The sequence below is a fragment of the Arthrobacter sp. UYCu511 genome, from assembly GCF_040547105.1.
Classification (GTDB): Bacteria; Actinomycetota; Actinomycetes; order Actinomycetales; family Micrococcaceae; genus Specibacter; species Specibacter psychrochitiniphilus.
Window position 1 is genome coordinate 73,775 of sequence record NZ_JBEPPB010000015.1, and the last position, 16,789, is coordinate 90,563.

Consider the following 16,789-nt stretch of genomic DNA (forward strand, 5'->3'; position numbering starts at 1 on the left):
TTACCTTCCTGTGCTGGGCAAACCGGGCTGCTCCGCAGTGCTGCCAGCGGGTTGGAACAATCCTGCCAGAACCCCGCTCAGGATATCTGGAGTGATGGTCAAGTTATTGATGTTTGGCAGTGACGCGGCGGCTTCGCGGAAGGCTAGGGCTAGCAAGGTGGCCTGGTCCATATTCTTGTAGACCTCCATGGTGGCGGCCTCGCGCGCTGCCGTTGCCTCGCCGATGAGCTGGAGCGAGCTGGCCTCGGACGTGGCGCCGATGCCTTGGCGTTCGGCTTCGGCGTGGGCCTTGATGAGGTTGGCGGCGGCCTGTTCCTGCGCCTCACGCCGGGCATTGGCGCCTTCCTGGGCAACCAGGTTTTCACGGCGGGCGGCCAGTTCAATCTTGCTCGCCATCTCATTTTCAGAAATGGTCCGTTCGCGTTCCACTGCTACCGCCCGGCGTTCATACACCGCCCGGTCCGCCTCCGCCTGCAACTGTTCGCGGACAGGTGTTTGCAGGGCCCGCTCAACATCGGACTCCGGACGGACTGCCAGAACCTGCACGCCCAGGATTTCAATGCCGGTTGACTGCAGCCGGGCATTGGCCTGAAGTGCTCCTGTCAACAAGGTGCGCAGCTCGCTGACGCCGCGCTCCAAGGATTGGGCCAAAGTTGTGGCGGCAATCTGATCGATCGCATGGCTCTGGCACAGCTGGCCAATGATGGTTGCCACCTGCTCACGTCCGGCAGCGGTTGAGGCGCCGCCCGGTTGCAGTGCGAAGTCCAGGCGGCTGGCAACCGATACCGGATCACTGAAGCGGTAGGTGACATTCGCCTGGACGCTGACGTCCTGGTGGTCCCGGGTGATGGCGTGGAAAAGCGTAGGCAGTTCCTGATCGTCCACAGGCACCTCGCTCAGGACGGAGGAGGCTGGCCGGAACCAGAACGCCTGGCCCACACCCTCATGCCGGACGGTGCCCTTCTGTAAGTGAATGACGTAGCCGGTGGGGCTGCCGAGGAAGTGGCTGAGCCAGGGGTAGCGCTTGATGGTGGCCATGAGGTTCTCCAAGTATTCGTAGTTCTCGTCAATTTGACGATAACTAAACTCTAAGCCCCTGCGCCATTTATTGTCAATATGACGATAATTATCTAATGTGGTGGCATGAACACTTCATATCCGGAGCCGGCCCGCTTCCCTGTGACAGTGGACGTTGTTGCCCTCACCGTGAGTGCCGGCGCATTACAGGTTCTGTTGATCACCCGTCTCATAGAGCCCTTTAAGGGGAGCATGGCCCTGCCCGGAGGGTTTGTGCTGCCGGGGGAGGGTCTGATTGAAGCAGCAACCCGGGAGCTGGCAGAGGAAGCCAGTGTGGCGGAACAGCCCGGATATTTGGAGCAATTGCAGAGCTATGGGCCGAAGGGACGGGACCCGCGCGGCGATGTGCTGACGGTGGCGCACCTGCTGTTGGCTCCCAACTTCCCCGTTATTGCCGCCGGCAGTGACGCTGCCAGCGCCGGCTGGTACCCGGTCAAGGACGTGTTGGCCGGTGAGTATTCCCTGGCCTTCGATCACGCAGAAATCCTCAGCGATGCCGTGGAGCGGGCTAGGTCCAAGCTGGAATACTCACCGCTGGGCGCCGCTTTTTGCACGCCGGAATTCACCATTGCCCAGCTGCGCGCGGTCTATGACGCCGTATGGGACACAAAGCTGGACCCGCGCAACTTCCACCGAAAGGCCACCGGAACGCCGGGATTTCTGGAGGATACGGGAAAGATGAGTACGGGGGAAGCCGGGCGCCCGGCAGCCCTGTTTCGGCTTGTTCCGCAGGCTCCCACCACTAGAGCAACCTGCGCCCACGCCGTGCTCAACCCGCCCCTGATGCGTCCCGCGGCACTAACAGGCCAAGACTGACGCCTGTTAGGGGGCTTCTATTCGGCGGCTTCTGGGACTCAAGGGACTGCCGGGACTGCCGGGACTGCCGGGACTCAGGGCCTTCCGGGCCTGCCGGGCGTTCCGGGCAGCGCACTGCGCCGCCCATCTACTCCCAACAACACTAGCGCCAACATTATGGGCCCGTACGTCAGTAGTGAAGACCAGCCAAGGGTTTCGCCCAGGAGGATCGAGACGCCCACCAGCAGCACCGGCTCCACATAACTCAGCAGCCCAAACAATGACAAGGGCAGCCACTTGCTAGCGAGCAGGTAAAAGGCCATGGCCAGGCCACCCAGAACACCAATGGAGATTGCTACCCAGAGTCCGCCGGAACCGGCACCTTCCACGGCACCGGATCCAATGCCGTGGGGTCCGGCCAGAATGAAATACACGCCCAGAGGTAGCATCATCAGCAGCTCGGCAGCAAAAGCAGGAAGATTATCGAAGCCAATCTTGCGCCGCAGTACAAAATAGACGGGGTAGCCCAGGCACACCACTAGGGTTGGCCAGGCCAGGCCGTTAGCTGAAAAGGCCTCGTGAGCAACGCCCACTACAGCAGCAGCAACAGCAAGCTTACGCAGCGGGTTGAGCTTGTCAGCGAAGAAGACCCGCCCTGCCAACACCATGGTCAAAGGCAGCAAAAAATATCCGAAGGACACTGAGAGTGCCATATTGTTCAGTGGCGCCCACATGAACAGCCACAATTGCACTCCCACAATCCCAGCGGCAAGCACCCCGGGCAGGAGGAGGGTTGGCCGGCGTCGAACGCGGGAAAAAAGGGTTATGGATTCGGTGCGAGCCCACGGCAGAAACGGCAGGATCACTGCCAAGGTGGCCAAGGTCAGAACCACGCGCCAGCCAAAGATCTCCTGCGCACCCCACCCCGGCAGGAGACCAGCCATCAAAAAGATGACGGCAAACAGAACCGAAGCAATGAGAGAAACGGCCACGCCGCGGCCAGAATGGGATGCAGCGTGAGTCGGCACCATTTCCCCTCTCACTTTCTGGAACACCGCCGCAAAATGACCGGCACCGCCGCGCTGCGTGTGGGCATGAAAAGTGCCCCCGCCGGGGATCGAACCCGGATCTGCCCTTTAGGAGAGGGCTGTCTTATCCATTGGACTACAGAGGCGCGTCCCCAAGCCTAGCGGAACAGGTAGTCAAGCAAAAAACGGCGGTGTTCAGCTGGCGGCCGGAGTGACTTTTTTCTTGCGTCCCAGGAACAATGCCAGGCCAATGGCGAGAAGCGTTGCAATGAGCAGCATCCATGACGCCGTGACCAGCCCCGAAGCCATCGTGACGGCTCCTGGATCGAGTTTCTGGGCGGCCATCATTGAATCCACAGCGGCATTGGCCCACAAGGAAATCGCGGCAAAAGCCAACGGCAGCACCCAGAGTGCCCACCGCAGCGGACGCTTGGCCACATTCGAGGCGATCATGGTCAGCGCTGTGATGGCGAACAGCAGCGGGAACAAGGTTCCGGCAGTTTTGCCAACATAGTTCAGTTGTCCCAGGGCATCGGCGTCCATGGCAAGGCGCAACGCCTCAACATGGGCCATGTCAAAACCGAACACAAAGGACTGCGGCATGGCCAGGCCACCGGAGAGGTCCTTCATCTGGTTCAGCGTCAACAGATGGAAGTAGGCAAACAGGAACAAGCTGGCCACGGAACTGGCAATCAGGAACAGATTGACGTTTCCCTGCGCTTTTTGCGGAGTCCGTCTGGTGCTGTTGTTGATGACCGGTACGGTGGAAGGGGTAGCAGCCGTGCCATGCTTGGCAGCACGCTGGGCGGGAGTTTTAGCCATGATGTCATTATCGCCTAGATTAGGCTTGCCCCATGGCACTTCTTGAGAGCTCCGCGCTCAGCGACAGCGAATTGGCGGCGAAAATCCTCCGTGAGGCCGCGTCCTTGGCTTTCTCCATCCGCGCGCAAGGACGCACCGAGCTGCGGGCCGGGATGCTGTGCAAGGGCGAGATTTCCAACTTTGCCACGGCCGCGGATCTCGCTGCCGAAAATCACATCTTCAACGCCCTGCGCGACGCCCGGGCCAGCGATTCGATTGTGGGCGAGGAAGGCGCCGGACATGTTGGTAGTTCCGGACGCTGCTGGGTTATTGACCCCGTGGATGGCACGTATAACTTCGCCAGCGGCTCCTCCTATTGGTGCACGGCGCTGGCCTTGGTGCTCCCGGACCATATCTCGCCCGCTGGTTCCCCTGCTGATTGCCACCCAGAAAGTTCGACGCCGGACCCGCTCACCACTGCGGAGGTGCTGCTGGGGGGTGTGTTCCAGCACGAGGAAAACAAGTTGTGGCTGGGCGGGACCACTGTAGAGACGTCAGTGAATGGGGAGAGAATAGTCCTGGATCCGCAGGCGAGCCTGGCAGAGTTGTCCGCCGCAACCTACATCCACCCCAGTTGGTTGGCGCAGCCCCGGGCAGCCGTGCCGTGGCAGCGCGCCGCAGAACTGCCCGCAACATTGCGCATGTTGGGTGCTGGCTCCTGCGATCTGGCCCGGGTGGCCCAGGGAGAGTTGGGTGTGTGGTTCCAGCACAGCGTCCCGCCCTGGGACTGGCTCCCCGGCAAAGGCATCGTTGAAGCCGCCGGTGGGGCCACAGCCGTGGTGCGGGTCAATGGGCTGGACTGGTTCGTTGCAGGCCCGCCGGGGCCGGTGGCCGAACTTTCCCAGGCGCTGCAAGGCGGAGCCATCGCGCACTGAGTCCGGTTAGGCGCACTTGAGCCCCGCCCCGCCTGAGGCCGGCACGCCCCGCTACCCGTCTAGGCGCACTTGAGCCCCGCCGCGCACCCCAGCACCCACTGCTTTTTTCGGGTGTGCAGGGGATTGTCAGTGGGGCCAACTAGACTAGATGGCACCATGGATATGTTGTTTGACCCTTACCCCCAAAAGCCCAAGCCGACGCGTAGCCCAGGCGCTGGCCTCCCTGCGTGGGCGCCCTTTGAGCAGGAAGACCCCGGCGCTGACATGCCGGAGTTCGCGGGAGCAGGCACCGGCCCGGCCTGGGAACATCAGGAAGCTGCCGCGCCACGGCAGTGGCCTGATCCAGATGAACTGCTGCAAGGTATGAACCCGCAGCAGGAAGCCGCCGTGATCCACACCGGCGGTCCGCTGCTCATAGTTGCCGGGGCGGGCTCGGGAAAAACGCGTGTGCTCAGCCACCGCATTGCTTACTTGCTGGCCACGGGCCAGGCGCATCCGGGTCAGATCCTGGCCATCACGTTCACGAACAAGGCTGCAGCGGAAATGCGTGAACGCATTGAGGCGCTGATCGGTGACGCCGCGAAGAGCATGTGGATTTCCACGTTCCACTCCTCGTGCGTGCGGATTTTGCGGCGCGAGGCCAAGGTCATTGGGCTGAACTCGAATTTCTCCATCTATGACTCCGCCGATTCACTGCGCTTGATCACCTTGGTGACCAAGGGGCTGGATCTGGATCCCAAAAAGTTCGCACCCAAAGCCATCATGCATAAGATTTCGGCTCTGAAAAACGATCTCATCGATGAAGAAGAGAACGCGCTCAGCACCAACTTCAACGAGCCTTTCGCCGCCGCCGTTGCCGAGGTCTACAAGGGCTATGCCTCACGCCTGCGCCAGGCCAACGCCATGGACTTTGACGATCTGATTGCTCAGACCGTGTACATGTTCCGTGCCTTCCCCGGCGTTGCCGAATATTACCGGCGGCGTTTCCGCCACGTTTTGGTGGACGAGTACCAGGACACCAACCACGCCCAATATGCGTTGGTCCGTGAAATTGTTGGCCCTGACGACGGCGGTCCCGCTGGCATTGCCCCAGCCCAACTGACGGTTGTGGGTGATTCTGACCAGTCCATTTATGCCTTCCGTGGTGCTGACATCCGCAATATTGTGGAGTTTGAACAGGACTATCCCAACGCGGACACCATCAAGTTGGAGCAGAACTACCGCTCCACCCAAAATATTCTCAGCGCCGCCAACGCCGTGATTTCCCGCAACCCCAACCGGCGCGAAAAGCGCCTGTGGACGGCTGAGGGAGACGGTGAAAAGATCATTGGCTACGTGGCCGAGTCCGAACACGAAGAAGCCCGCTTCATCGCCAAGGAAATTGACAGGCTCCAGGATGAGACGGATCTGCGTCCCGGCGATGTGGCAATTTTCTACCGTACCAACGCCCAATCCCGTGCCATTGAGGACATCCTGGTTCGGGTGGGGCTGCCCTACCGAGTGGTGGGCGGCACGCGCTTTTATGAGCGCAAGGAGATCAAGGACGCCCTCGCCTATCTGCGGGCCCTGGTCAACCCGGACGACGACGTGAACTTGCGCAGGATTCTCAACGAACCCAAGCGCGGGATCGGGGACCGGGCCGAAGGAGCCGTAGCGGCCCTGGCCGAAAGGGAAAGAGTCTCCTTCTCCGTTGCCATGGCGCGTGCCGAGGAGGCGCCCGGAATTGCCTCACGGTCGCTGAACGCTGTTAACGCCTTTGCGAAGATGATGGGGGATTTGAGCGAAGTCGCTTCAACATCCACCCCTGCCATTGCACTAGAGGCGGTACTGGAACAGACCGGCTACCTCGAAGCGCTGCGCACCTCAACTGATCCGCAGGACGAGTCGCGGGTGGAAAACCTGGCCGAGCTGGTCGCCGTCGTGCGGGAATTTAGCACTGACAACCCAGAAGGTACCCTCGGAGAATTTCTTGAGCAGGTCTCTCTGGTGGCGGACGCCGATCAAATTCCTGATGCGCCCGGTGGTTCCGAGGCGGAGGCGGCAGCGGCTGTGGCCGAGGCCAAGCGGTTGGGGGTGGTGACCTTGATGACGTTGCACACCGCCAAGGGACTGGAATTCCCGGTGGTGTTCCTGACGGGCCTAGAACATGGGCTGTTCCCGCATTCACGCTCCGCCACGGACCCCAAGGAACTTGCCGAAGAACGCCGGCTGGCCTATGTGGGCCTGACTCGTGCCCGGAAACGGCTGTACATCACCCGCTCTGAAGTGCGCAGCATGTGGGGTCAAAGCCAATACAACCCCGCCAGCCAGTTCATTGAGGAAATCCCGGAGGACCTTATCCAATGGAAGCGTGAAGGTACTGCGCGCATGGCACCGGTGGCCGGAAACTTTGGCACCAGCCGCTATTCAGGGTCCTCCTGGGGGGCAGGAACCTCCGTGGGTGGCCGCGATTCAGGGGTTCTGCCGCCGAGCATTTCTGCCCGCACGGCGGCAGGGCGTGTGCAGCCACAAAAGGAAGTCGTCTCGGTCAGTGTGGGAGACAAAGTCAACCACACCGCATTTGGCAATGGCGTGGTGCTGGAAATCAGTGGTGCCGGTGACAAGATGGTGGCCAAAGTGCGCTTTGAGATAGGGGAGAAGCGGCTACTGCTCAGATATGCCCCTCTTGTCAAAGAGGATTAGAAGTCAAAGAGGATTAGAAGTCAAAGAGGACTAGCCCCGGCAGACTCGCCACTGCGATGCGGCGAGACTGCCGGTGCGGGAGTTGCTCAGGTCCAGGACCAGGTTGCCTGCACCGAGGAGTACACGTCCAAACGGTCCGCTTCCGAAACGGTGGGGCTGAAGGAGAACGTGAGGATGTACGTCTGCTTCTTGTAGTTGAAATAGAACTGCTCGGTCTGGTAGTCACCTTGGTCATTGGGGAACACTGACGACAAATGGACCGACTCCGATCCTGCGATGGTGGTCCGATCACGCACCTTCACGTCCTTGGCTCCGACGTTTTCGAGTTCCTTGGCTCCTTGAGACTCGACTATTGCGGCAGGGACTTCCCCAGCGGGTGAAAGAACCACGTTGACGTTGTCGGCGAAACCATCCGTGTCACGCATATTTGCGGCAAACGTGTCGATGCCCACTGGAGCGGGCGTGTCTTCTGGAACAGCCCACCCTTGCGGAATAACGTAGCTGTAGCCTTTTCCTTCGATCGTGATGCCTGCCGCCGGTTTAACCGCAGCAGGAGTTGCCGGTGCCGTTGAGCGTTCCAGCGTCTGCGCGGAGATTGGTGTGGGCTGCGACGATTTAGTTGTCGAGGATGCTGAACACCCCACCAAGGCAAGGGAAAGAGCAAGGGTAAGGCCAGAGAATTTCATGAGTTGAGACATGTTGAAAGATTATGCAGGAGCTCTCGGCACTGCAAACTAGCAGCTTCTTATTTTCATTGCACGTCTTAGTGTTGGAGAAATAGCCAGCGTCTGCGCGGGGGGCCTAAGCGAAACCGGTACCCGGTTGGGCTGCCGGTGCCGGATACGGCAAACTTATCCCATGGTCTTATCCCTCCATCGTGCTTCACGCGTTGCGGCCCTCTTACTGGCAGCAGCTGCCGGAGCTGTGCTCGCCGGCTGCAGCATCACTGTGCCGGATCCGCCCCCTGTCCCCACCTTGAATGCAGGTCCCACTGATCCGCCCAGTTACTTGGAACGGCTCAAGGCTGCCCCCGTTGTGCAGCCCACTGACGGGGTGACAAGTACTGCACTGCCACAGTTTATTAGCGATTCACGTAACATAGCCTGCGTCTTTACCACCTCTCAAGGGGGGAATCTGAACCAGCCGTGGGAGCCCAACAACTATGGTGACAGGGCCAATGGGGCGGCCCCCATCATTCCTGTGACCAACTGCCTCATGGTCAGCTACCCGCAGCCTGCCCCCGCGGATATTGCAGATAACTGCGCCGGGACCAACCTCGGCTATCTAGGTGGCACCGCGTTGTTATTCCCGGACCGGGCTCTCTATGGGGGCTGCCGGGCAGGGGTCACGGCCATGGAAGCCGCCTTCGGGGTGGACGGGACACCGAACCCGGATATGGACGCAATTCCCGTACTGGCCTCCGGCATGGCCATGGAATCGCAGGGATACCGCTGTGCTCCTTTGGATAACGGCGTGGCTTGCGCCAACCTGGCGGACGGGATTGGATTCTTCATAGCTTCCGGCAAATATGAAATCTTTGGGCCTAACACCCAGGCAAGCTCCACCCCAACTGCCTCCTAGCACCTACCGTTTCACCCGCACATTCTCGAGGTGCGCCCTGGGTGAGCGGAAGAACTTACCGAACATGCCGTCGTCGTGCGTCCAAAGGCCCTGATTGTGAGGCGAATAACGGCTCGCAACGGTGGCCACGACGCAAAATATGTGCTTTCCCTGTGAGACTGTAATGTGTGGAAGGGGTCAACGCCCCCACAAAATCACTACTTCGACGTAGAAGGACACAAACCCGTGGACCTGTTTGAATACCAGGCGCGCGACATGTTTGAGGCTCACGGCGTTCCCGTGTTGGCCGGCATCGTGGCGCACACCCCTGAAGAAGCAAGGGCAGCAGCCGAGAAGATTGGCGGCGTCACCGTCGTCAAGGCACAGGTAAAGGTTGGTGGCCGCGGTAAGGCTGGCGGCGTCAAGGTTGCCAAGAATGCTGACGAAGCATTCGCGTACGCCACTGACATTCTCGGCATGGACATCAAGGGCCACACCGTTAACACGGTCATGATCGCCCAGGGTGCAGACATCGCCGAGGAGTTCTACTTCTCAGTGCTGCTGGACCGCGCCAACCGCAACTACTTGGCCATGTGCTCGGTGGAAGGCGGCGTGGAGATCGAAGTCCTAGCCGTTGAACGCCCCGAGGCTCTGGCACGCGTTGCGGTGGACCCCGCCGTGGGCATCGACGCCGCGAAAGCTGACGAGATCGTCGCCGCAGCAGGCTTCAACGCCGAGCTGGCCCCGAAGGTTGCCGCCGTCATCATCAAGCTGTGGGACGTTTTCAAGAACGAAGACGCCACCTTGGTTGAGGTCAACCCGCTGGTTCGCACCGGCGCTGGTGACATTGTTGCGCTGGATGGCAAGGTCTCCATCGATGAAAACGCCGAATTCCGCAACCCGCACCACGCCGCCCTCGAGGACGCAGCTGCTGCTGACCCGCTGGAAGCCAAGGCCAAGGCTGCGAACCTGAACTACGTCAAGCTCGACGGCGAAGTGGGTGTCATCGGAAACGGTGCCGGCTTGGTCATGTCCACGCTGGATGTTGTTGCTTACGCAGGCGAAAACCACGGCAACGTCAAGCCCGCCAACTTCCTGGACATTGGCGGTGGAGCATCCGCAGAGGTCATGGCCGCTGGTTTGGACGTCATCCTCAATGACCCCCAGGTCAAGAGCGTGTTTGTGAACGTCTTCGGTGGCATCACCGCGTGTGACGCTGTAGCCAAGGGCATTGTTGGCGCACTCGCCGAGCTCGGCTCGGCTGCGAACAAGCCTCTCGTTGTCCGTCTCGACGGCAACAATGTTGAAGAAGGCCGCCGCATCCTCAACGAAGCCAACCACCCGTTGGTCACCCTGGCCGCCACGATGGACGAGGGCGCCGACAAGGCTGCCGAGCTCGCCAACGCTGCAAAGTAGAGGTTTAGAAAACTTATGTCTATCTTCTTGAATAAAGATTCCAAGGTCATCGTCCAGGGCATCACCGGCGGCGAAGGCACCAAGCACACCGCCCTGATGCTCAAGGCTGGCACCCAGATTGTTGGCGGCGTCAACGCACGCAAGGCTGGCACCAAGGTTGTTCACGGCGAGGTTGAACTCCCCGTGTTCGGCACCGTTGCAGAAGCTGTTGCCGAAACCGGCGCAGACGTCTCCATCGTGTTCGTCCCCCCGGCATTCACCAAGGATGCCGTTGTTGAAGCTATTGAAGCCGGCGTGCCGCTGGTAGTTGTCATCACCGAAGGCGTGCCGGTTCAGGACTCCGCCGAGTTCTGGGCACTAGCTCAGTCCAAGGTTGACGCTGACGGCAACCAGGTCACCCGCATCATCGGGCCGAACTGCCCCGGCATCATCACCCCCGGTGAAGCACTGGTTGGCATCACCCCGAACAACATCACCCAGAAGGGCCCCATCGGCTTGGTCTCCAAGTCCGGTACCCTGACCTACCAGATGATGTTCGAACTGCGCGATCTGGGCTTCTCCACCGCGATCGGCATTGGTGGCGACCCCGTCATCGGCACCACGCACATTGACGCTCTTGCCGCGTTCGAGGCCGACCCCGAGACTCTCGCTATTGTGATGATCGGTGAAATTGGTGGCGACGCTGAAGAGCGCGCAGCCGAATACATCAAGGCTCATGTCACCAAGCCCGTTGTTGGCTACGTGGCTGGCTTCACCGCACCCGAGGGCAAGACCATGGGCCACGCTGGCGCCATTGTCTCCGGCTCCGCGGGCACGGCTCAGGCCAAGAAGGAAGCCCTCGAGGCTGCCGGCGTGAAGGTCGGCAAGACTCCTTCCGAAACCGCAACCCTGCTGCGCGAAGTTTACGCAGCTCTGTAATTCTTCTGGGCGCTTCGGCGCTGACAGTTCTTCTGTGCTCAGAGGCGCGGCCATTTCCACCGATTCGGTGGTGTGGCCGCGCTTTTTTGTTTTCCTGATCTGATGAACGACGGCGGACGCCAGGTTGCGCTGTTCCCCGTGCCGCTGCGCTGGAGTTCCTTGTGCAAGGGTTACTCCTGCAGAGGTTCCTCCACAGGTTCCTCCACAGGGGGCCAGGGGGACAGGTTCTGCACACTTTGAGGCTTGGGGGTGGCTCGCGGCTGCCGGTTTCGCAACGATTGAGCCATGAATAATTTCGCCGATGATCTGTGGGGTTTCCCTTCCAGTGCTTCGCCCGGGTGGGAAACCGTTGACATCGCGGTCCGGGCCAAACGCCCGGGCCGTGTTCCCCCTGATGGCGAGACGCAAGTCGGTGGGGTGCATCTGCCGGCCGGGTCCAGCATTCGGCCCGAGCAATATGAGTACACCAGCTGTGATGGCAGTAAGGGCGTGAGCGCCCTGCTGCCGCACATTGGCTGGTACAGCGACACGGATTGGGACAGCACGTTGGTTTCGTGGGTGGGCCTTGCACGTGCGTTTTCACAGACCGGGCTGTGGCCGGTGGTGGGAGGTCCCGGCAACCGCTGTGCCGAGCCGCGGATCATCAAAAGGAGCTGGCCCCGGAGCCGCACCCACAATGACGAAGCAGCCAACGTGCTGCAGGATTGCTGGGATGGGAGGGCCGTGGTTGCCCGGGAAACTGGCGAACCGCTGCCCGAGAACCGTCCGCCTTTCCCCGGGGTGCCGGTGGGAAAAATACTGACGAACAATGTGGAAAAGGTCCCGCTTGCGGGGTGGAGCAATTGGAACCCCGGCTGTGCCAGCCCGCAGGCGGGGCTGTTGCTGGTTCCTGCGATGCGGCCTGCGGACGTGCCGCAATTGGTGGGATGGGCAGGGCCGGGCAACTACTCACTCGGGGGACACGAGATCTCCGCCGTGCTCCGGTCGTGGGAGGAACGGTTTGGGGCAGTGCTGTATCAACTGGGGCCAACCACCCTGGCGTTGCGGGTTGCTCGGCCGCCAACCACTCTTGCTGACGCGACGGTGCTGATGGAGGAGCACTACCTTCTGTGTGTAGACAACTTTGGCTCCCAAAGTTGGGAGCCACCCATCAGCCGCGACGACTACGCAAAGAGACTGATCAACGCCCCCGTATGGGATTTCTGGTGGGACTGACGGCCGGGTGATAGGAAGCGGGAAGCCGGAAGCTGGCAGGCGTGTTGCCGTGTTTGGGCTATTCGGTCGTCGCTGCGGCGTTGGCCGGCGCCACAGCGTGGAGTTGGGGGTAGTGCCTGCACCAGGAGTGCCAGCTCGGGCAACTGGGGGCCCTCATCCAGAGCGCACTCGAGTGCTTCGTTGTAGACCGGACGGGCGGGATGACGCAGCGGAGGTCGTAGTTAAGATTGGAGGCCGGTGCACCGGCCTCCAATCTTAACTACGACCTCCGGGCGCTTCCGGTGTGCCGACTGATCCGTTTGCGGGCTGTGCCGAGGGTGGGCGGCTATGCTTCCGGCGGGACCATGGGCAGACCTTCGGCCTCCCAGCCGCTCATGCCGCCCACCAGGGTGTCGGCGTTGAATCCAAGCGCGGTGAGTGCTTCGGCGACCCGGCCGCTGCGTCCGCCACCGTGACAAACGGCAATGATGCGGCGGGACTTGTCCAGCTCTGCGGCGCGTGCCACGATCTCACCGGAGGGAATGTGCACGGCGTCCTCGATCATGCCCGTGGAGAGTTCGGCAACTTCGCGGACGTCGATGATCTGCACGTCGGGATCGGCGGCCAGAATATCCGCAGTAGTGACTTCCTGCATGGGTGCTCCTAAAGGTGAGGCGGGCACGGCGCCAAGTTCCGGCGTCGTGCATGGGACTTGCACCTCCATCCTAGAGGCGAAGTCGGGTCAGCTCCTGGGAACAGGGAGGTGCGGAGGCAGCTGTTAAGTTCGGCTGCCTGTGCACCTAGCTCCATTGTTAACTACTGCATCCCAGCCAGTTTCTGGTGCCGGGTCCGCCTCCCGTTACGCTGGGAGATGTGAACGTACCTCTTGCACCTCAGGCCCGGACTGTTGAAATCGAAGACCTAGAGCGGTTTGACGCGCTCGTTGCCGGCGGCGCCAAGAACATGCACGGCTGGCATTTTCAGTCCGTGGACCTGCGCCAGCGCTCGGGCGTGCTGGTGGAGCTGCACGCATCAGGCGCCATTTTCATGGGCTGCACTTTCGAAAACGGTGTGGAAGACTTGCTGCGGGGGCGCGGTGCCCTGATCTTTCCCGCCTTGCCGCATCTGCCCTTCAACCCCTATCGCGGACATCTGTATTCGGGCGTTGAACTTTTCGAGGGCATTGCTACCGGCGAATATGAGAGCGTTCCTGACGCCGCTATTTACCATTGGAGCCTGCAAACGCGGCCGGCCCTGAACTCAACGCTTGCCACGGCCATGCACGACCACGCCATCACCGACGCGCTGTATGATTTTCTGGACCAGCTTCCACATCCAGTAGTGGGTGTCATGGGTGGGCACGCGGCGGCGCGGGGGAGTGAACAGTACGCCCAGGCGGCCAAACTGGGGTGGGCCTTGACTCAGTCCGGGTTCCTGGTTGCGACCGGTGGTGGTCCCGGGGCCATGGAAGGCGCCAATTTGGGGGCCTACCTCTCCACGTACGACGCCGAGACCCTAGAGCGTGCCCTGCTCACTCTGGGCGAGGTCCCCGGCTTCCGTCCCTCGGTCACAAAGTGGGCGAGGGCTGCGTTCAAAGTGGTGGAGGCGTATCCGGAGGGGGCGCCAAGTCTGGGCATCCCCACCTGGTTCTACGGGCATGAACCGCCCAACATCTTTGCCAGCAAAATTGCCAAGTACTTCACGAACGCCCTGCGCGAAGCCATCCTGCTAGAGCGTTCCCGTGGCGGCACTGTGTTCCTGCCGGGCGCGGCAGGAACCGTCCAGGAAGTTTTCCAAGATGCCTGCGAGAACTATTATGCGGCTGAGGGGGCGGTGGCTCCGATGGTTCTGGTAGGCCGAAAATACTGGGAAGTTGAGGTTCCTGTCATGCCGTTGCTGACGACGCTGGCACAAGGGCGGCCCATGGAAGACTTCCTGTTCCTGGTGGATTCGGTGGAGGAAGCCTGTGCAGTGCTGGCGGGTTAGCTAGCCGACGACCGCGCCGAACAACAAACCGAGCAGGTAGGTGGCGGCGGCAGCGCCCATGCCGATGCCCAGCTGTCGTAATCCGCGCCACAGCGGTGATGCTCCGGAAAGCAGTCCAACAACGCCGCCGGTGCCCAGCAAAGCCACACCAACCAGAACACACGCCAACACGAGCGCGCCTACACCAGTCATGCCAAAGACGAACGGCAGGATCGGAATGATGGCACCCGAGGCGAAGAAACAGAAGCTCGAGGATGCGGCGCCCCAGGCTGTGCCTAGAGTTTCGTGGTCATCGGTGGTCTCAAAGTTCTCTGGTCTCAGTGACAGGCTCGGATCGCAGTCGCAGCTGAAGTGTCCCATGCGTTCGGCAGCACGATGTTCGGCGGCTTCGCGGGACATTCCCCGTGCCAGATAGACCAGTACTAGTTCATTGTTTTCAAGATCCAAAGACGGCGCCGCCAACAGGGTGACCTGGGTGGGCTGCGAAGCGTCCAACAGTTCCCGCTGCGACCGTACGGAAACATATTCCCCCGCGCCCATCGATAAAGCTCCGGCGAGAAGTCCGGCAATGCCGCTAAACAGCACCACCTGACTGCCAACCCCCGTCGCCGCCATGCCCATAACGAGGGAAAGGTTGCTGACCAGCCCGTCATTAGCGCCGAAGACGGCCGCTCTGAAGGAGCCGGCGAGACTGTTGCGCCCACTTGCAGATAGGCCGCGAATGACTTCTTCGTGAATTGATTCGTCGGCCGCCATGGCCTCCGTGGCGTCGGCGTCCGTGGCGTAAGGGGACCTAGACTCCGAGCGCTGTGCCAAGGCGAGCACAAACACCGAACCAAACCGGCGCGCCAGCAAGCCTAAAAGCTGGTTGCGCAGCGAGGGACGGATAGCTGGCTCGGCGTGCTCGCCCAGTAAATCCAGCCAGTGCTGTTCATGGCGACGCTCCGCTTCAGCCAAGGCCATGAGAATGGCGTATTCGTCGCCCTCTCGGCGTTTGGCAAGGTCCCGGTAGACAGCAGCTTCGGCACGTTCATCAGCCAAATATTGCCGCCAGCGCTTAATCTGCGCTGGGGTGGGAATCCGTTCGGGCATGGTGAAGCTCCTCTAGGTCAGCCAACACTGTAGCCTGTATTCCCGCGAAATTCCGGCCGGTATCCCTAGCAAGAAGGTTTCGGGGCACCGGAATTAGCGCATAAAAATGACAAATAACAGTGCCTAGAAAGTACTTGACGTAACGGAAAGTACTTGCGTATGGGTGATACACCATTTCAAGCCAACAGCACCAGGAAAACCTCGGGAGAGACCATGACGAACAACGGCTCGCAGGCCAAGTCCACCTCTAATAGCGCCCGCTACATGGGGTTAGGCTTCGCGATGGGCATGCTGTGCATGATTGCGTTGTTCGTTGCCGGACTCATCAAGGCCAATGCCGGAATGGTGGTCATGGCGGCAAGCATGGCTGCCGTGCTCGGGGCAACATGGGGTTCCACCGTGGTGGCAATGAAGAAGAAGGCTGCCAAGGAGAATGCGGCAGCCTAATTCAGCTGCTCGGTAAAATCTGCTTGGTGGAAGCTGCTTGATATTCGGCGTCCAGGTGGGAGCCCACCTTGGCGCCGATTGCTACCCGCGGCAACTTCTACTGCGAACTCGACGCATGGTGAAAGTGGATGTTCGCTATGGGCAACGTGGGACGCCAACCGGGAGCAGAACCAACGAAGAATGGGCAAGCGGTGGAACCAGCCCCCGGCCGAGGGGACTATTCATCCGGCCGTGCTTCTGAGAAAAAGCCATGCTCCCGAACTGGATCAGTAGGCGGAAAGTCGGAAACCCACATGACGCCCGGCACGCGCGCCCGTCTGGGCAACCGTGATAACTAGGGTGCCGATCTCCGGGATCCAGCGTGCAGGCCGAACAGCCTGCGTCAGCGCCGAAACCAGCTGGGAGGGCTCCGCCGAGTAGTAGGCGCGGTGGCCTGACGGGGTCAGGAACGTGACGGCCCCCAGGTTCACATCAACTGCAGGAAGCACTGAAATTCCCTGTGGGCGGGTGACTGCCGGGGCATTTTTGGTGCGCGTTATGGTTGAAAAAGTCATGAGTGGACTCCTCGAATGCTCTTGCCAACGGAGCTTTTCCGCTGGCCGCTTCCTCATCCGAACCACCCGTGAAGCATGGGGTTGGCGTGCGACCAGTCGGAGCTTGGCGTCGCATCTCTTGAAGCTGGCTCAAGACTACTGCTTAAGCAGAACTGCGGCGGGGGGGGGGGGGGGGGGGGGGCCCCCCCCCCCCCCCCCCCCCCCCCCCCCCCCCCCACCCCGGCCGGGGGGGGCGGCGGGGGGGGGGGGCGGCCGGGGCGGGGGCCCGCCCCCCCCACACCACCCCACCACCCCAAAAAACAAA

16 protein-coding genes, 1 tRNA gene and 1 riboswitch are annotated in these 16,789 nt (G+C 61.2%); of the genes, 9 read left to right on the forward strand and 8 right to left on the reverse strand.

Features of this window, described 5'->3' with window-relative positions; genetic code table 11:
- Positions 1 to 1,038, reverse strand: a complete 1,038-nt coding sequence (locus tag ABIB48_RS16755; RefSeq protein ID WP_354213685.1) for an SPFH domain-containing protein — start codon at positions 1,036 to 1,038, stop codon at positions 1 to 3.
- Positions 1,039 to 1,143: 105 nt separating this feature from the next.
- Between ABIB48_RS16755 and ABIB48_RS16760 the strand changes: the two genes are divergently transcribed.
- Positions 1,144 to 1,893, forward strand: a complete 750-nt coding sequence (locus ABIB48_RS16760) for an NUDIX hydrolase (protein ID WP_354213686.1) — start codon at positions 1,144 to 1,146, stop codon at positions 1,891 to 1,893.
- A gap of 74 nt (positions 1,894 to 1,967) precedes the next feature.
- On the opposite strand, the gene rarD is transcribed toward ABIB48_RS16760, so the two are convergent.
- The 3 genes from rarD to ABIB48_RS16775 form a co-directional block, all read right to left on the reverse strand.
- On the reverse strand, positions 1,968 to 2,903 hold the full coding sequence (gene rarD / locus ABIB48_RS16765; RefSeq protein WP_354213687.1) for an EamA family transporter RarD: 936 nt from the start codon (positions 2,901 to 2,903) through the stop codon (positions 1,968 to 1,970).
- A gap of 71 nt (positions 2,904 to 2,974) precedes the next feature.
- Positions 2,975 to 3,046 (reverse strand) — tRNA-Arg (locus tag ABIB48_RS16770).
- Positions 3,047 to 3,095: 49 nt separating this feature from the next.
- Positions 3,096 to 3,722: a hypothetical protein gene (locus ABIB48_RS16775; protein ID WP_354213688.1), complete on the reverse strand. Its 627-nt coding sequence runs from the start codon at positions 3,720 to 3,722 to the stop codon at positions 3,096 to 3,098.
- Between the two features lie 32 nt (positions 3,723 to 3,754).
- On the opposite strand from ABIB48_RS16775, the gene ABIB48_RS16780 reads away from it, so the two are divergent.
- Together ABIB48_RS16780 and pcrA are read left to right on the forward strand one after the other, a co-directional pair.
- Entirely contained in the window at positions 3,755 to 4,636 is an 882-nt protein-coding gene (locus ABIB48_RS16780; RefSeq protein WP_354213689.1) for an inositol monophosphatase family protein, read from the forward strand.
- 162 nt (positions 4,637 to 4,798) lie between these two features.
- Positions 4,799 to 7,318 carry a DNA helicase PcrA gene (gene pcrA, locus ABIB48_RS16785; protein WP_502914148.1) on the forward strand — a complete coding sequence of 840 codons (2,520 nt, stop codon included), beginning with the start codon at positions 4,799 to 4,801 and terminating at the stop codon, positions 7,316 to 7,318.
- A gap of 86 nt (positions 7,319 to 7,404) precedes the next feature.
- Here pcrA and ABIB48_RS16790 read toward each other — a convergent pair whose 3' ends face one another.
- The gene (locus ABIB48_RS16790) at positions 7,405 to 8,016 is read right to left on the reverse strand and encodes a hypothetical protein (protein ID WP_315914310.1); all 612 of its coding nucleotides are present in this window, start codon (positions 8,014 to 8,016) and stop codon (positions 7,405 to 7,407) included.
- Between the two features lie 160 nt (positions 8,017 to 8,176).
- Here ABIB48_RS16790 and ABIB48_RS16795 point away from each other — a divergent pair, with 160 nt between their 5' ends.
- From ABIB48_RS16795 to ABIB48_RS16810, 4 genes are all read left to right on the forward strand, one after another.
- Positions 8,177 to 8,899, forward strand: coding sequence for a hypothetical protein (locus ABIB48_RS16795; protein WP_354213691.1), 723 nt, complete (start codon positions 8,177 to 8,179; stop codon positions 8,897 to 8,899).
- Positions 8,900 to 9,124: 225 nt separating this feature from the next.
- Complete coding sequence (gene sucC / locus ABIB48_RS16800; protein ID WP_110104816.1) at positions 9,125 to 10,294, forward strand: ADP-forming succinate--CoA ligase subunit beta; 1,170 nt, start codon at positions 9,125 to 9,127, stop codon at positions 10,292 to 10,294.
- A 15-nt stretch (positions 10,295 to 10,309) separates the two neighbouring features.
- On the forward strand, positions 10,310 to 11,212 hold the full coding sequence (gene sucD / locus ABIB48_RS16805) for a succinate--CoA ligase subunit alpha (RefSeq protein ID WP_110104815.1): 903 nt from the start codon (positions 10,310 to 10,312) through the stop codon (positions 11,210 to 11,212).
- 285 nt (positions 11,213 to 11,497) lie between these two features.
- On the forward strand, positions 11,498 to 12,427 hold the full coding sequence (locus ABIB48_RS16810; RefSeq protein ID WP_354213692.1) for a DUF4253 domain-containing protein: 930 nt from the start codon (positions 11,498 to 11,500) through the stop codon (positions 12,425 to 12,427).
- 325 nt (positions 12,428 to 12,752) lie between these two features.
- Here the strand turns inward: ABIB48_RS16810 and ABIB48_RS16815 are convergent, their stop codons facing one another.
- Positions 12,753 to 13,061 carry a rhodanese-like domain-containing protein gene (locus ABIB48_RS16815; RefSeq protein WP_354213693.1) on the reverse strand — a complete coding sequence of 103 codons (309 nt, stop codon included), beginning with the start codon at positions 13,059 to 13,061 and terminating at the stop codon, positions 12,753 to 12,755.
- Positions 13,062 to 13,279: 218 nt separating this feature from the next.
- Here ABIB48_RS16815 and ABIB48_RS16820 point away from each other — a divergent pair, with 218 nt between their 5' ends.
- Positions 13,280 to 14,392, forward strand: coding sequence for an LOG family protein (locus tag ABIB48_RS16820; RefSeq protein ID WP_502914146.1), 1,113 nt, complete (start codon positions 13,280 to 13,282; stop codon positions 14,390 to 14,392).
- Here ABIB48_RS16820 and ABIB48_RS16825 read toward each other — a convergent pair whose 3' ends face one another.
- Entirely contained in the window at positions 14,393 to 15,484 is a 1,092-nt protein-coding gene (locus ABIB48_RS16825; RefSeq protein WP_315914308.1) for a VIT1/CCC1 transporter family protein, read from the reverse strand.
- Positions 15,485 to 15,643: 159 nt separating this feature from the next.
- On the opposite strand from ABIB48_RS16825, the gene ABIB48_RS16830 reads away from it, so the two are divergent.
- Complete coding sequence (locus tag ABIB48_RS16830) at positions 15,644 to 15,931, forward strand: hypothetical protein (RefSeq protein WP_354213694.1); 288 nt, start codon at positions 15,644 to 15,646, stop codon at positions 15,929 to 15,931.
- Positions 15,932 to 16,197: 266 nt separating this feature from the next.
- On the opposite strand, the gene ABIB48_RS16835 is transcribed toward ABIB48_RS16830, so the two are convergent.
- Positions 16,198 to 16,485: a hypothetical protein gene (locus ABIB48_RS16835; RefSeq protein ID WP_315914306.1), complete on the reverse strand. Its 288-nt coding sequence runs from the start codon at positions 16,483 to 16,485 to the stop codon at positions 16,198 to 16,200.
- A 12-nt stretch (positions 16,486 to 16,497) separates the two neighbouring features.
- Positions 16,498 to 16,609: riboswitch (SAM riboswitch) on the reverse strand.
- Positions 16,610 to 16,789 lie beyond the last annotated feature (180 nt).

Excerpts from the sequence above, each read along its gene's own strand:
- ABIB48_RS16790 (WP_315914310.1), bottom strand. The coding sequence starts at position 8,016 with ATGTCTCAACTCATGAAATTCTCTGGCCTTACCCTTGCTCTTTCCCTT.
- ABIB48_RS16825 (WP_315914308.1), bottom strand. The coding sequence starts at position 15,484 with ATGCCCGAACGGATTCCCACCCCAGCGCAGATTAAGCGCTGGCGGCAA.
- ABIB48_RS16755 (WP_354213685.1), bottom strand. The coding sequence starts at position 1,038 with ATGGCCACCATCAAGCGCTACCCCTGGCTCAGCCACTTCCTCGGCAGC.
- ABIB48_RS16780 (WP_354213689.1), top strand. The coding sequence starts at position 3,755 with ATGGCACTTCTTGAGAGCTCCGCGCTCAGCGACAGCGAATTGGCGGCG.
- pcrA (WP_502914148.1), top strand. The coding sequence starts at position 4,799 with ATGTTGTTTGACCCTTACCCCCAAAAGCCCAAGCCGACGCGTAGCCCA.
- ABIB48_RS16810 (WP_354213692.1), top strand. The coding sequence starts at position 11,498 with ATGAATAATTTCGCCGATGATCTGTGGGGTTTCCCTTCCAGTGCTTCG.
- ABIB48_RS16795 (WP_354213691.1), top strand. The coding sequence starts at position 8,177 with ATGGTCTTATCCCTCCATCGTGCTTCACGCGTTGCGGCCCTCTTACTG.
- ABIB48_RS16775 (WP_354213688.1), bottom strand. The coding sequence starts at position 3,722 with ATGGCTAAAACTCCCGCCCAGCGTGCTGCCAAGCATGGCACGGCTGCT.
- rarD (WP_354213687.1), bottom strand. The coding sequence starts at position 2,903 with ATGGTGCCGACTCACGCTGCATCCCATTCTGGCCGCGGCGTGGCCGTT.
- ABIB48_RS16815 (WP_354213693.1), bottom strand. The coding sequence starts at position 13,061 with ATGCAGGAAGTCACTACTGCGGATATTCTGGCCGCCGATCCCGACGTG.
- sucD (WP_110104815.1), top strand. The coding sequence starts at position 10,310 with ATGTCTATCTTCTTGAATAAAGATTCCAAGGTCATCGTCCAGGGCATC.
- ABIB48_RS16835 (WP_315914306.1), bottom strand. The coding sequence starts at position 16,485 with ATGACTTTTTCAACCATAACGCGCACCAAAAATGCCCCGGCAGTCACC.
- ABIB48_RS16760 (WP_354213686.1), top strand. The coding sequence starts at position 1,144 with ATGAACACTTCATATCCGGAGCCGGCCCGCTTCCCTGTGACAGTGGAC.
- ABIB48_RS16830 (WP_354213694.1), top strand. The coding sequence starts at position 15,644 with ATGGGTGATACACCATTTCAAGCCAACAGCACCAGGAAAACCTCGGGA.